We start from the raw sequence: 13,649 nt of genomic DNA, 5'->3' as shown, positions 1-13,649 counted from the left end.
GGTCACGGCCTCGTCAACGGGTTGACATGGGGCGCGAATTGTCCGTCGTCCGAGGCAGGCCCAAGGTCTCATCAACGGTGAGACCGTCCGGAAAGACGTGGGCCACCAGCAGGACGAGACTGTTCTTGCGCCACTCGTTGATGTCAGAGACCATCACACGACTCGACTCCTCATCGACCCCATTGAACGGCTCGTCGAGGACGACGACGTCGAACTCCCCCGTCGTGCACATGACGTACCACAGCCGTTTCGCGGTTCCCGTCGACAAGGCGGATGTGCGGTAGTCGAACCATTCGTCGAGTCCGAAGGCCTTGGCACGCGATATCGGCTCCTCCCTGTCGCAGCCTGCCAACCGAGCGGCGAGAGTCAGGTGGTCAACCATGCTCAGGTTGGGATGTAGCGACGGTTTGGCGCGACAGACCCGCCGTCGCGTCCGCAGTGCAGGATCCGACGCCTTCGTCCCACAGACGAGCAGGTCGCCCTGGGTGGAACGCAGATAGCCGGAGATCCCCTCAACGAGGGTCGACTTGCCGGTCCCGTTTGGTGCATCGAGCCGTACTGTCGCGGGACCTTGGAGATGGAACGACAAGTCCTGGACAACCGGCCGATCCGGGGAATATCCGAGGGTCAGGCCAATGGCCTCGATGGCAGGGCGAGAACGCGTTGTCTCGTCAACCATGTTGCACCTCCCAGAAGGACGAAGGTCAGAATGAAGCCGATCCAACCCACCCCGTGCATGGCCGTCATGAGGATGAAGACCATCATCGCTGTGGACGCCAGGACACTGAGCAAGCCGACGGACGTCGAGGCCGGAACCGTACCGTCTGGAAGAGCCGCGTCACTGGCCACGGCAGCAGCAACCCAGGCGCACGCGATCGATGCCCAGACGACGAGCAGCGGGATGAGGGCGTCACCGCCCAGCATGCCAGCTGCCGCTGCGACAGGTGCGACGAGGAAGAGACCAAAGAGGACGGCAACGCCCAGGGGTGCGATTGCCAGGTGCATCGGGTTGGCTCCCAGCTCCCACGCCATCCTCCAGCGTGGCGCCAGTGCCGCGGGCCCGATGCGTATGGACAGCAGGTCCGAAACCACCAGACCAAGGATCAACAGCAAGATGGCCGAGAGCTGATTGACGATCCGCGCCGGCAGATTCACACCCACGCCGCCCAGCGCCATAACAGCGATGGCCATGACCAATGCACCAACGCTCCACACAAGGAAGACAAGGCGAGCAAGTGCGGCCGCAACCGGAACTGGTGACAGGTCGCTCATGACCACGCGCACCCATGGGCTGATTCCTTTCAGTCGACGCAAGTGGGCCCTGGCCTTTTCCTGAGACACGCTGTTTCGCACCAGGAAAGGAGCAGATTTCAGGGCGACGTATCCGGTGACCGCCGCGGCGCCAGTTGCGACCGTCACCACAGCAACACCGACAGCGACCCATGTCCAGGTGGGACCCCGCATGGCGCGAGGATGCTGAAGACTGGCCTCAGCAACCCATCTGACGACCAGAGCAAGGATGACTCCAGTAGCAGCGCCGCTGCAGGCAGCCATCACCTGGCTGGAACGGTGAGAGTTATTGAGTTTCGCGGCAACCCATGCCGTGATGGCCACCATGCCCAAGGTGGTGGCGACCGGAATCACCACCAGAGCCCCTACTGTGGTAGGCGGCATCCCCGACAGCGAAGCTCGCAATCCGGCACCCCAGGAGAGCCCCGCGACGACCGCGGTCGTGATCACGAGCCTTTCCAACATTTCCGCCACAACGACACTGAACCTCGAGATGTCCAGGGCACGGAAGAACTCAGCACATGGATGGTTCGTCAGCCGTATTCGGCGGGAGGTCAGCGTCTCCCTGAAGGCATGAAGGATGAGGACGTACAAGCCAATGACCAGCGGCAGTGTGACTCCGACAACAGCACCGCCTTGGGCAAGCCGACCGACAAGCCAGTCGAATCCCACGACCGCGACCGCCACTGCCAGCGCGAATGCGAGGAAGGCGATGAGAATGCGCATCACTCGATAACCCTTGAGAGAGAACCCCCACCCAAGGGCATCGAGGGAGGAGGCATCACAGATGTCATGCGCCGTCCGGAAGGTCGGTGCGTTCACAGACGATCCCTGGTCCTCTGAGAATCAATTTCCGCCTGAACCATGACCGCGACCGTTGCACAGCAAACAGCGATGACGACAGCGGGAACCACCATGTACCCAGCAGCGCTGAGTTTTCTCCCCAATGTCCCTTGGCAGGCACCAAGACAGATCGCTCCGCTGAGGAACGCGGAAACATCAAGTCGAAGGTGTGTCCCCGGGCGGATGACCACCAATACCAGCAACGCCGCAACGACAATGCCGACGATGCCCACTATGACGCCCGGGATTTGCGGATCCCTGACCAGCGTCATCACCGCAAACACGCCGAGGGTGACGGCCAGAATTCCCGCAAGAATCCGCCGGGAACGCATGTACATAACTTGCATGAACACTCCTCACTTCGTCACAACACGAGAGAAATCGCACTGATCACCAGTAACAACGCGGTCGAGATTACTTTTCCACGTATTCCAGCCCGGTTCATTGCGGGCCGCCTCCACGTCCATGCGACGGCGACGACCACAACCACGAAGAGCCAGACGAACGCTGCTGGATACTCTTTCGGCGCGGAGACATCGGCGATCAGGGCCGCCAACTGCACCGGGATCGTGGCGCACAGCCCGACGAAAACCGCAGGACCCAACCCGGTCTTTCCGTCGGCGCCTTTGCTCTCTCTGACGGGCACCATGATGCCCGGAAGAATCTTCTCGTCCACAACTGCACACAGAAAGAGATACAGCCCCTGGAACAGGGTCGAGAGAACGATTGCGAGGACAATTCCGAGACGGACGGCAAGCTGAGCAAGCGCCGGGTCCCCGAGGTCCGACGTGCGGGCTCGTATCCAGCCGGCCTGGCTGATGCGATCCGCCAACTGGATCCAGAGGCGAATGGCAATGAGAAGACCTGTCATCACTACCGCGGTCCACACGACCGCTCTATCCGTTTTGAGATGCCCGACAGCATCGGAACCATGGTTCGCTGATGCGGAACTCATGACGTCAACCATTTCTTGACTGGATGATCGCCGCCTCGAGCCCAGCCCCCACGACGATTAGGACCAACGAGACAGCCAGAAGGACCAATGACTGGCGCAATGGGGCGAAGTAACGGGTGACAACCTTCTCTTCCGCGAGAGATCCCGAAGTCAGCACCGCGGTGCCGACTGGCAGTAATCCAGCCGTCGCAGCCAACAGATATGCCAGGATCTCGACGATGGCATAACCACTCACGGACCACAATGCCATCGTCAGCCCTACCTCATTGGCAGCTGCCGCAGTGCTCGCCCCTATCAGAAAACCGAGAGAGGCAATGCCGACCATCGCAATGATTCCGATTGAGACGACGCCTGCAAACAAGCTCAGGACAACCGAGGTATTTCGCACAAGAATCGAAATGAAGAGAGATTCTCCGGAGCTCCCGAGGGGCTTGCCGAGCATGCCCCCACCTCCTCGTGTCGCTCCGTCGAGCGTACCGAACGCGACTACTGCCGACACCGCGAAGATGGCGAGCGCGCAGAGGAAGGATGCGATGAAACTGCGGTTCCTCATGTGCACCCACCTTCGAAAGAAGACGGCCATCAGGCGATTGCGACCTTCTTGCCCCACTTCTTGATGGCCCACTTGGCAGTGGCCACGGCGGCCGCAGCAATGCCGCCAGAAGCGACAGCCATGGCGATGGACAGCGCAGCACCGCCAACCGAGACCGCGTTCACGATCTGGCTGGCTGCGGAGGTGGAAAGACCGAACATACCGGCAATGTAAGCGCCAGTGAAGGTCGACAGCATAACGCCGACAACTGCAACCAACGCAGCAATGCCAACAGCGCCTCGAGATGACCTGGACTGAGTCAGAGTGTTCTGCATAGTGAATATCCCTTCTTCGAGTACTCACCAACCAAAGATTGGTGACCCACCCAGCGTGAGCAGTGCCATCATGCCATCCACAGGGTCACCGCAGCCTGCCCAGAACAAAATCGCAGATAAATGGAGTACTTATCCAGGCGCATGGTGACTTACACGTCACTTTATCAGCGGGTCGCACCTCAAACGACTGCTCAATTTCCACTCGCCAGAGTGCGATAAAGAGGACCATCGCTCCACCGATACCGAGCACCAAGACGGCCACCCCTAGTGACCTTGAGGCCAGTACCCCCACAATCCTGGCCTGTCGGATGATCCCCACTGACCACGCCAAGAAGCCCGCAGCGATCACTCACCTGACCAAGGTCGTCAGTGGCCCTCGCGTGTTCGCAGCGGTCACCACCGCGACCGTAGATCACCACGGGGATCCATCGGCAAGACAGGGAGCCGTCGTCAATTCCTGACGACCCATGCGAGCATTCCTGGCCGGGCGCTCATGGAGCCAACTACGGGAATCGAACCCGTGACCTACGCTTTACGAGAGCGTCGCTCTACCGACTGAGCTAAGTTGGCACGCCTGCCATGGCAGGCTCGCAAGACTATACCGGCATGATGACCTCGTCGCGAAACCGGTACGCTTCTTTCTGGAACACCACGCGACTCCCGCCTGTCCACGACTCGCGATAGCGTCATCCTCGTGACCAACGACAACGCACACACCACCCACCAGATGGGGTCAGAGGTCGACGAGGTTGCCGACCACCACTGGGGCTCCCTCGTGGCGTCTAGCCCCATCCTGGCCACCGCCCTCGGCCTGGACCTCAACCAGGATGAGTACGACGACCTGACCCCCGCCGGAATGGAGACCCGGTACCAGCTCGTCATGGACACCTTGGACCGTCTCGACCAGGCCATGCCTGCCGACGACACCGACAGGGTCACCGTCTCCGCCATGCGCTCCAGCCTGGGTCTGGAGGCCGAGAGCCACGACAAGGGATACGACCTCCTCACCCTCAACGGCATTGCCTCGGGCGTTCACGAGATCCGCGAGGTTTACGATGCCATGCCCACCGAGACCCCCGATCAGGTGTCGACGGTCGCACGTCGTCTGCAGGCCACCGGCGCGGCTCTCGACGGCTGGCTACAGACCCAGCGCGCCTCGATCGATGCCGGTATCGCGCCCGCCATCCGTCAGGTGAACCTTCTCGTCGAACAGATCACCTCCTGGACCGGCGACGGTGGCTTTTTTGACGACTACCTCAAGCGGACTGCCTCCGACGACCTGCCCGACTCCGTGAGGTCGGAACTTGCCGAGGGCATCGACGCTGCCAAGGCCAACTTCCGTCGCACCGCAGAGACTCTCGCTACCGAGATCGCTCCGCTCGCCACCGAGACCGACGCCGTCGGCATCGACCGTTACCGTCTTGCTTCTCGCCAGTTCGTCGGCACCACTGTGGACCTCGCCGAGACCTACGAGTGGGGCAAGCAGGAACTCGCCCGCATCGAGCAGTTGCAGCGCGAAACCGCCGAGCGCATCCGTCCGGGAGCCAGCGTCAAGGAGGCCATGGCGGTCCTCGACGCCGATCCGGCCTACCAGATCTCCGGCACCGAGGCCCTCAGGGCATGGATGCAGGAGCGCGCCGACGAAGCCATCTCCACCCTGGACGGCACCCACTTCGAGGTTCCCGAGCAGGCTCGTCACATCGAGGGCATGATCGCCCCGACCCACGACGGAGGGGTGTATTACACGCCTCCGTCTGAGGACTTCTCCCGTCCCGGCCGGATGTGGTGGTCGGTGCCGGAAGGCGTCGACACCTTCACGACCTGGCGAGAATTGACCACCGTCTACCACGAGGGCGCCCCGGGTCACCACCTGCAGACCTCCTCGGCCATCGCTGCTCGTGACGAGCTCAACTCGTGGCGACGCAACTACTGGAGCTCTGGTTACGGGGAGGGTTGGGCCCTCTATGCTGAGTGGCTCATGGCTGATCTGGGCTACATGGACGATCCCGGTCACTTCATGGGCCTGCTCGACGGGCAGTCCATGCGTGCTGCCCGCGTCGTCCTCGACATCGGCCTACACTGCCAGTTCGAGGCCCCCGAGGAAGTCGGCGGCGAGTGGAACTGGGACAAGGCCTGGACCTTCTTCAACAACCACGTCTCCATGGACGAGGGATCGGCCCGCTACGAGGTCAACCGTTACTTCGGCTGGCCCGGCCAGGCCCCGTCGTACAAACTCGGTGAGCGCACCTGGCTGGAGCTGCGGGAGGCCGCGAAGGCCAAGGACCCGAACTTCGACCTGAAGGAGTACCACACCAAGGTCCTGCGTATGGGTGCTCTGCCGCTGGACGTGCTGCGTCGAGCGGTGCTCTCCTGAGGACTCATGCCTGAGATCCCGCCGGTTGGCCACGAGGTGGCTGGCGGGACCGGGTCCTCACGTCAGGGATGTCGCAGGCACAGGGCACCGACGTACCCGGTGTCGTGGCTGAGCTCGTGTCGCACTGACACCCGCGTCAATCCTTGCGGGCAATTCGTACCAGGCTTGACGACGTCCTTGACGTAACGGGCACCGTCCTCCTCGCATGCCACCCTCGGGACACGTCCGTCGTCGACCCGTGCCCCGACCATGACGCAGTGCCCGTCAACGGATTCCAGGTCGTTCCATGCGTGGGACCGCCACGCCCACTCCAGGGCAAGGAGTGCGGCTGCGAGCAGGGCCAAGCCTGTGACACGCAACACGATGCCAATGACATGGCGCTGACCCAACGTCATGAGCGATCCCTCCTCATGACGACAAGGGTAACGACGCCTCCCAAACCTCCAGCCGGGCTCGCACGTCTGTGTTCAAAGCCGTCACGGACAACGGGTACCGTCCCACCAGGATGGCTTGCCGCCACACTCCTACGTCAGCACACCGTTTTGTCCCTGGGGACCTTCGCGTCATTGACGTAACCCTCGACGGCCTTCTTGACGCATTGATTACCAAGCTCCCACGCCGAGTGCCCGGCACCCCGCCAGGTCAGCAACACACCGGACTTGAGCTGATCAGCCATCCACTCGGCCTGCTCATAAGGGGTGGCGGGATCACCCGTGGCACCCAGAACCAAGATGGGTGCCGCCCCCTGAGCTGTCAGGTACAGCTGGTGGGCCGGGTGAGCCGTCCAGACCTCACAGGTCGGCGTCATCCCCAGAGCCTTGCCGAGGGTCGGCGCCTTGGCTGCCTCCTTGGGCCACTCCTTCCGGACGTGGTTCAGACCGAAGTCAGCCTGATCCAGGCAGGAGATCGCTGGGAAGGCAGAGACGATCGTCTCCCACTGACCATCCTTGCCACGCCCGTTCAAGAAATCGGAGGCTGTCAGCAGGTAGCTGCCGTTCCCGTCCTTCATGGCACCACGCAAGGAACCCGCCAGGTAGGGATATGCCTCCTTGCCCGAGTACAGGAACAAGGCGATGCCAGTCGCTGCCAGACTTTGCGTCAGGGTTCGGTTCTCGACCTTCAACGGGTGGGAGTCGAGATGGTTGAGGAAGTTCAGGGTGGTCTTGCGGACCTCGGCCTCGTTCTTCCCCAGCGTGCAGCGCTGCCCCTGTTTGGCGCACCACTTGGCGAAGTCGCCGAAGGCTCGGTCGAACCCGACGCTCTGGCTGACGGTGTCGTGGTTGGTGATGTTGACCGTAGAGTCCAGCACCATCTGCCCGACTCGCCCCGGGTACAGCTCGGCATAGGTCGCACCGAGGAAGGTACCGTACGAAATGCCGAGGTAATCGAGCTTCTTGTCGCCCACGAGATACCGCAGGTAGTCCAGGTCCCGAGCGGTGTCGATCGTCGAGACATGATCCAGCAGCTCGCCGGAGTGCGCCCTGCAACTGCGTGCGAAATCCCTCGTGCCGCGGCCGAGCGCCTTCCACTCGGCCTCATCGTCGGGGGACGCGTCAAGGTTGAAGAAGGCGTCCATCGTCGTCGCCGGGCCGCAGTCAACGTGGGTGGACTGGCCGGTTCCGCGCGGATCCCACCCGATGACGTCGTGGTTCGGGAAGGCGGAGGACTTGAAGCTGTCCACCATCTCCTGGCCGGAACCGCCAGGGCCACCGGGATTGACGAAGAGGGTCGCCTTGGACGACGACTCCGCTGGCTTGCGCTTGAGGGCCAAGGTAATCGCCGGACCATTCGGATCATCCCAGTCCAACGGCACGAGGACCTTGGAACACTGGAAGTTCCCGCACGCATGCCACGAAATCTTGCGCGACAGGTATCGGTTCATCCCTCTACCGACTGGCGGCTTGCTGAACTGCTTGTCGTCCTGCGATGCCGGGTGCATGGTCTGGCGGTCCGGGCTCTCCGGACCCTCCATGTGGGCGTGGGCCTTGGGGTCGAACGAAGCGACCGGAGGGTTCGAGTCAGTTTTCCCCTGGGCCGGCTTGACTGACGCCGTCACGGACGGCGAGGGCATGGGTCTCGGGGTGGCGGACTGCTGGGTCGGCGAGGCGGGGTGAGTGGCCGTCGGCCCCGAGGTGGGCTCCTCAGCGGTACAGGCTGTCACCGAGAACAGGGAGCAGGCGACCAAGGCCGCGGCAATCGTGCGTCGTCGCGGATCGCGTCGAGTCATGGGGACCTCCTGGGTCTGGCATCCTTGCGCTCCTCTTGCAGCCGACGTCGTCCAGCTGTCGAGCAGGCCAACACCAGCGGACAACCCGGACCGTCCGGGCCGCTGGCTTCTCCCAGGGCAGCCTCGAAATCGGCGTAATAGGGAGACTCGTAGCGTAGGCAGCACATGAGTTTGCCGCATGCCCCGGCCACTGCCAAGGGATTGGACGCCATCCCCTGCTCGGTGACGAAACGATTCGGCACCGACAACGGCTCGGGCAGGAAGGTCGCGCAACACAGCGGACGGCCACACACCCCTACCCCGCCGACGGCTCGTGCGGTGTCTCGGCCGCGCAGCTGACGCAGGTCTATGCGTGCGTGCAGCCGTCGCGCCAGTGGCCCGACGATGGTGGCGAACTCGACCCGGTGGGGAGCGCGGAAGTACACCGCGATGAGGCGATCATCCTCGGACTCCACCAGGTCGATCGCCAAGACCTCCATCTCGACGCCGAGGTCCTCGACGGTTCGGCGAGCGGTCTGCAATATCTCGTCCCGGTGGTGTCGGTCCTGGGCCGCCGCGGCGACGGCCTCGTCATCGGCGACACCTGCGCAGACCGGCAGGGCCCCATCAGCAACAACCTCTTCCGGCCCCCACACACACCGACACACCAGCGGGCCGTCAGGGGTGGGGTAGAGCAGCCATGAACCCACCTCGACGTCGAGAGTCCCGACGTCGAGGTGAAAAAGTTGTCCGTATTCGCGGAAGGCGACCGCCACGACTCGGCTCAGTAGCCGGCCTCCTCAGCCTTCGCAGCGGCACGGCTGCGCCGGTAGGCGGCGTCAATCGACCAACCACCGGCGCCCAGGAAGAGCAGCAGAACACCGCATCCGGCCAGCAGGAGCTCCAGTTCTCCCTTGAAGCCCATGGTCTTGAAGATGGCGAAACTGCCCCAGAAGATGAAGGTCAACGCCAACAGCATGATGATGATGACACCGACTCCGGCGATGCGGGTGAACAGGCCGAGGATGATGCACACGGCAGCAATGCACTCGCAGATGCCGAGCACCCATACGCCGGTCTGGGCGTATCCGCTGGGCAACGGGAGGGTCTGCACGGCGCGCAGGGTCAGATCACGCTGGGTGAGGTGCTGGAACCCGTGGATGCCCAGGATACCGCCGACGACGATGCGGAACAGGAACATGCCCAGGGAGGCCATAGCCTTGTCGGTGGTGCGTTTGGGGGTCGGCTCAGCCACTGGCTCCGGCTCGGGCTCGGCATGGGCGGCACGACGCTGACGCTCAGCCTCGATCGCCTGACGGTCAGCACGCTCACGGGCACGCTGATCAGCCAGCTCACGGCGGCGACGCTCCTCCTCGAACTCACGATCATCAACGACGCGGGTCTTCTCGGTGTCGGGACGGAAGACGTCGTCGTCGATGACGCTGGTGCGCTCCGAGTCCGCCGAATCGCTGGGCTTGATGACCTCAGTACGGTTGGCATCGGCATCCACGCGGGAGGCCCCCGTCTGGATGACCCGGGTGGTCTCGGCGTCGGTGGAGTCCGCTGCAGTCCTCTTGATCGCCTTGCTCACGCTCAATCCTCACGACTTGGGGACCGCACCGAGGATACGGCACGGCACAATTCACACTGTGCCACGAAAATGGCTTCGAAAGCGGTGCAACACACTGTTGTCATTCACTTCGTCAGGCCTTGACAGGCGGGATTCGCCAGGGAGCGGGCTGCTCCCGTCATGGTGATGAGGAGAGTTTCCATCACGAGCAACGGGGTGACGCCGTGCTCGAGGGAGTTCCTCGCATCCAGGATGGCGTCGATGGTGGCGACGGTGTGTTCGGGACTCTGGGAATGCGCCACCCGGTGCAGGGAGGCTGACCAGCCGGCATTGACCAGCCGAGCCCCTCGCAGGGCGTTCTCCTCCTCCGGACGCACTGCCCCGGTCTGTATGGCCAGCACATCGCGGTGATAGGCGGTCAGCTCCGTCAGGACGCGATCCAAGGCGTCCCGCTGAAGTCGCTTCGACCGCGCGGCCTGCTGCTTCTCCAGATCCCGGATGGCAGCCTGCGCATTGCGCGGACGAGCCCCCGAGGAACCAAATCCCAGGGCCTTCTCCAGCTCGGCGCGCTCGGCGGCATCGGATTCAGCGGTGGCAGCGGCGGCCTCCTCGCTGGCCTGGTTGACGAGGTCCTCGGCTGCTTGCAGGCAATCCCCCAGGCTCCGCAGCCGGGTAGGGAGCTCACCGATGGCGTTGCGGCGCGCTCGAGCCTCCTCATCGCGAGCAAGGCGGCGTGCCCGGCCGATGTGGCCCTGGCCAGCTCGAGCAGCCTCGGCGGCCATCTCAGGGGGGATCCCGTCACGTCGAGTCAGCAGATCTGCCACGGCTTCGTCGCGCGGGGTGGCCAGATGGAGACGTCGACACCGAGACCTGATCGTCACGATGACGTCCTCGGGAGTGGGAGCGCACAGCAGCCAGACGGTCTTCGGCGCCGGCTCCTCGATGGCCTTGAGCAAGGCGTCCGCGCCTCTTTCGGTAATGCGATCCGCGTCCTCGACGACGACCACCTGATGACGACCGTGCGCCGGGTTCATCGCCGCTCGTCGCACCAGTTCACGCACTTCGTCGACACCGATGGACAGCGCCTCGGTGCGGACCAGGGTGACGTCCGGATGAGCGCCTGACAAGGTGGTTCGGCAGGCATTGCATTGTCCGCAGCCGTGCTCGGCGCACTGCAGTGCAGCCGCGAAGGCCTTCGCCGCGTTGGACCGGCCCGATCCTGGCGGTCCGGTGATGAGCCAGGCATGGCTCATGGCGTGGGAGGAGCGACCCGGTTGCGACTCCGCCGCACGGCGCAGCACCTCGACGGCCTTCTCCTGACCCACGAGATCGGCCCACACACCGGTCAACACATCACTCACGGGATCATCGTTGCAGATCATGCCGACACCTTCGTGGTGACGGCGTTCGATTGCTCACCGGCCGAGGAGTTCGCTCACCTGCTTGCTGATGGCATCGCGGATCTCTTCACGACGCTTCCGAGCGTTGAGGACGAGATAGCGCTCCGGGTGAGTGTCGGCAAGGTCGAGGAAGTGTTGACGAACCCGCCGGTGGAACTCCTCACCGGCCGCCTCCATACGATCCTTGGCGGCAATCTTCCCGGCCCCCTCGGAGGGATCGACGTCGAGCAGCACCGTCAGATCGGGGACGAGGCCGGCCGTCGCCCAACTCGCGAGCTGGGCCACCTCCTCAGGATCGAGGACTCGCCCGGCCCCCTGATAGGCGATCGTCGAGTCGATGTAGCGATCACAGACGACGACCTTGCCCTCACGCAGAGCCGGTATGACCACCTGCTCGACGTGTTGCGCCTTGTCAGCGTTGTAGAGCAGGGCCTCCGCACGCGGGCAGATCTCCGCCGAGTCGGGGAACAGCACCAGTTCCCGAATCCTCTGCCCGAGGCCGGAACCACCAGGCTCACGGGTCATGAGGTGCGAAATGCGCTGACTCGTCAGCCACTGGTCGAGTAACCGGGACTGAGTCGTCTTGCCGGCACCGTCCCCACCCTCGAGGACGATGAAGAGGCCGCCCAGATAGCGTCCGGTACGAGTTTGCTGATCAGTCATGGAGGGCCTTCAGGATCTTGCGACGATACTGTGGCCAGTCGTCCCGGAACGATTGCCGGGCTGCGGACATGGCCGCCCGAGTTCGCTCCACCTGACGTCCAGCCTCGAAGGCCTGCTCGGGAGACATCCCGGAGACGTCGACGTCCTCGGTCACGTTGTTCTTGGTCCGGGCAAGTTCCTTGACGACCGGGCGCAGCCGCTTGGCCACCTTCTCGGCTCGACCGGTGTCAAGGATGCCGGCGACTGCGGCAGCATGACGGGCAGACGTCTCGGCGGCCGCCCATCCCTGGGAGTCCTCGATGTCGTCGCAGACTGCCACCGCATGAGCGACCGACTCCTTGAGCATGCGCTTCATCGTCGAACGGGCGGGCAGATCGGGATCAACAGTCACACGCGGCGACCGCGCCGCCGCCGTCATCTCCTCGAGCAGCTGGTAGTACTCACGGGGCAGGCTGTGGATGCTGATGTGGCTGGGGTCCAGCTTCATCATCCGCAGACACAGATCCCGGGCACGATCGACCCATGGCGGATCGAGCAGACCCGACATCGCGTCAAGGGCCTCCGACAGCGCATGAATCTCCTTCTGGACAGGCCGAATGGACCCATGAGTGCCGTCGTGGATGCTGGGAGCCGAGGTCGTCACCGGGTCGTACCCCATGCCAACCAGGTCAGTGCGGTCCGGGGACTCGGGAAGGACGCGCGGCTCGGTACGTTTCGTCTCAGTCGACCCGAGGTCCATTCCCTGGCACCGCGCGGCCAGGTCCGCCTCGACGACGTCGCGCAGTCGCCCGGCCAGCTGGGCCGACACCCACGCCTGCGTACCGGCGCCGTCATGCAGATGAGGACGTGGGTAATCGGTCAGGGCTCCGGCACCCGGGCCCAGGCGGCGCAGCACCGAGGGATGACGGGTGACGGGCACCCCGCCCAGAGCGAAGATGCGGTTGGTGAGCCATTCCCGCTGACCCTCCGTGAGACCCCGACGCGGGTTGATGGTCAGCTCGCGAACCCTCGACGTCGTCACCCCGGATTGGACGACGGCAATCCGGTCGTCGCGGATAAGGGCCAACTTGGTGGAGTCAGGGGCCTCCAGCATGGTCTCGTTGCGCTCCCAGGACAGGGCCGCCACCGGACACAGGGTCGCCCCACGCAGGAACGGACGAGCCAGGCAGGCGAAGTCCCGGGGCAGCTCACCGGCCGCGTCGAGGGCCACCGACCGAGCAACCGGAAGCCATGACGACCATTCCGGAGCGTCCATGTACCACTCCCCCAGCCCGTCGACGACGCGGTGAGCGATGACGATTCCCGATCTCAGCAGTCGGTGGTCCGGGGAATCGAGCAGGGTGACCTCGCACTCGATGGTGCGACGCGCCCCGACAGTGGCGACGGTGGTGTGCAGGTCGGCCGGAACCGGTCGAGCAGCCGTCCACGCCAACTCGAAGTACAACGGTTCGGTGCTTCCCGAATGCCACGCCGTGGTCATC

15 protein-coding genes and 1 tRNA gene are annotated in these 13,649 nt (G+C 64.0%); 2 read left to right on the top strand and 14 right to left on the bottom strand.

Annotated elements, in window-relative coordinates; translation table 11 throughout:
* Positions 1-13 precede the first annotated feature (13 nt).
* From HMPREF9153_RS06320 to HMPREF9153_RS06295, 6 genes are read right to left on the bottom strand one after another with little or no spacing between them, the layout of a single operon-like run.
* A complete protein-coding gene (locus HMPREF9153_RS06320) occupies positions 14-679 on the bottom strand; it encodes an ATP-binding cassette domain-containing protein (protein ID WP_004810404.1) in 666 nt (221 codons plus the stop codon).
* The gene (locus HMPREF9153_RS06315; RefSeq protein ID WP_004810403.1) at positions 628-2,112 is read right to left on the bottom strand and encodes a hypothetical protein; all 1,485 of its coding nucleotides are present in this window, start codon (positions 2,110-2,112) and stop codon (positions 628-630) included. The genes HMPREF9153_RS06320 and HMPREF9153_RS06315 overlap by 52 nt, the downstream gene beginning before the upstream one ends.
* Positions 2,109-2,480 (bottom strand): hypothetical protein, encoded by a 372-nt coding sequence (locus tag HMPREF9153_RS06310; protein ID WP_004810402.1) that lies wholly within the window; start codon positions 2,478-2,480, stop codon positions 2,109-2,111. The genes HMPREF9153_RS06315 and HMPREF9153_RS06310 overlap by 4 nt, the downstream gene beginning before the upstream one ends.
* Before the next feature lie 17 nt (positions 2,481-2,497).
* The gene (locus HMPREF9153_RS06305) at positions 2,498-3,100 is read right to left on the bottom strand and encodes a hypothetical protein (protein ID WP_004810401.1); all 603 of its coding nucleotides are present in this window, start codon (positions 3,098-3,100) and stop codon (positions 2,498-2,500) included.
* A complete protein-coding gene (locus tag HMPREF9153_RS06300; RefSeq protein ID WP_117189783.1) occupies positions 3,093-3,641 on the bottom strand; it encodes a stage II sporulation protein M in 549 nt (182 codons plus the stop codon). The genes HMPREF9153_RS06305 and HMPREF9153_RS06300 overlap by 8 nt, the downstream gene beginning before the upstream one ends.
* A gap of 29 nt (positions 3,642-3,670) precedes the next feature.
* On the bottom strand, positions 3,671-3,898 hold the full coding sequence (locus tag HMPREF9153_RS06295) for an uberolysin/carnocyclin family circular bacteriocin (RefSeq protein WP_238993150.1): 228 nt from the start codon (positions 3,896-3,898) through the stop codon (positions 3,671-3,673).
* Positions 3,899-4,263: 365 nt separating this feature from the next.
* Between HMPREF9153_RS06295 and HMPREF9153_RS12220 the strand changes: the two genes are divergently transcribed.
* Positions 4,264-4,416 carry a hypothetical protein gene (locus tag HMPREF9153_RS12220; protein WP_004810398.1) on the top strand — a complete coding sequence of 51 codons (153 nt, stop codon included), beginning with the start codon at positions 4,264-4,266 and terminating at the stop codon, positions 4,414-4,416.
* Positions 4,417-4,449: 33 nt separating this feature from the next.
* On the opposite strand, the gene HMPREF9153_RS06290 is transcribed toward HMPREF9153_RS12220, so the two are convergent.
* Positions 4,450-4,525: transfer RNA gene (locus tag HMPREF9153_RS06290), tRNA-Thr, on the bottom strand.
* A gap of 157 nt (positions 4,526-4,682) precedes the next feature.
* Here HMPREF9153_RS06290 and HMPREF9153_RS06285 point away from each other — a divergent pair.
* On the top strand, positions 4,683-6,329 hold the full coding sequence (locus tag HMPREF9153_RS06285) for a DUF885 domain-containing protein (protein ID WP_036910040.1): 1,647 nt from the start codon (positions 4,683-4,685) through the stop codon (positions 6,327-6,329).
* 62 nt (positions 6,330-6,391) lie between these two features.
* Here the strand turns inward: HMPREF9153_RS06285 and HMPREF9153_RS06280 are convergent, their stop codons facing one another.
* The 7 genes from HMPREF9153_RS06280 to HMPREF9153_RS06250 all read right to left on the bottom strand — a co-directional run bounded on the left by HMPREF9153_RS06280 (position 6,392) and on the right by HMPREF9153_RS06250 (position 13,648).
* A complete protein-coding gene (locus HMPREF9153_RS06280; RefSeq protein ID WP_004810396.1) occupies positions 6,392-6,724 on the bottom strand; it encodes a hypothetical protein in 333 nt (110 codons plus the stop codon).
* Positions 6,725-6,858: 134 nt separating this feature from the next.
* A complete protein-coding gene (locus HMPREF9153_RS06275; protein ID WP_171023506.1) occupies positions 6,859-8,301 on the bottom strand; it encodes an alpha/beta hydrolase in 1,443 nt (480 codons plus the stop codon).
* A 251-nt stretch (positions 8,302-8,552) separates the two neighbouring features.
* Positions 8,553-9,245: a regulatory iron-sulfur-containing complex subunit RicT gene (gene ricT, locus HMPREF9153_RS06270; protein ID WP_036910041.1), complete on the bottom strand. Its 693-nt coding sequence runs from the start codon at positions 9,243-9,245 to the stop codon at positions 8,553-8,555.
* A gap of 74 nt (positions 9,246-9,319) precedes the next feature.
* Positions 9,320-10,126 carry a DoxX family protein gene (locus tag HMPREF9153_RS06265; protein WP_015583343.1) on the bottom strand — a complete coding sequence of 269 codons (807 nt, stop codon included), beginning with the start codon at positions 10,124-10,126 and terminating at the stop codon, positions 9,320-9,322.
* 104 nt (positions 10,127-10,230) lie between these two features.
* Entirely contained in the window at positions 10,231-11,466 is a 1,236-nt protein-coding gene (locus HMPREF9153_RS06260; RefSeq protein ID WP_171023505.1) for a DNA polymerase III subunit delta', read from the bottom strand.
* 54 nt (positions 11,467-11,520) lie between these two features.
* On the bottom strand, positions 11,521-12,168 hold the full coding sequence (tmk, locus tag HMPREF9153_RS06255; RefSeq protein WP_004810391.1) for a dTMP kinase: 648 nt from the start codon (positions 12,166-12,168) through the stop codon (positions 11,521-11,523).
* Positions 12,161-13,648, bottom strand: coding sequence for a hypothetical protein (locus HMPREF9153_RS06250; protein WP_004810390.1), 1,488 nt, complete (start codon positions 13,646-13,648; stop codon positions 12,161-12,163). Before HMPREF9153_RS06250 ends, tmk begins: the two co-directional genes overlap by 8 nt.
* Position 13,649: the final 1 nt, after the last annotated feature.

The organism is Cutibacterium avidum ATCC 25577, assembly GCF_000227295.1.
Classification (GTDB): Bacteria; Actinomycetota; Actinomycetes; order Propionibacteriales; family Propionibacteriaceae; genus Cutibacterium; species Cutibacterium avidum.
Note: the sequence above shows the minus strand (reverse complement) of the source record. Positions and strands in the feature narration are given on the sequence as shown.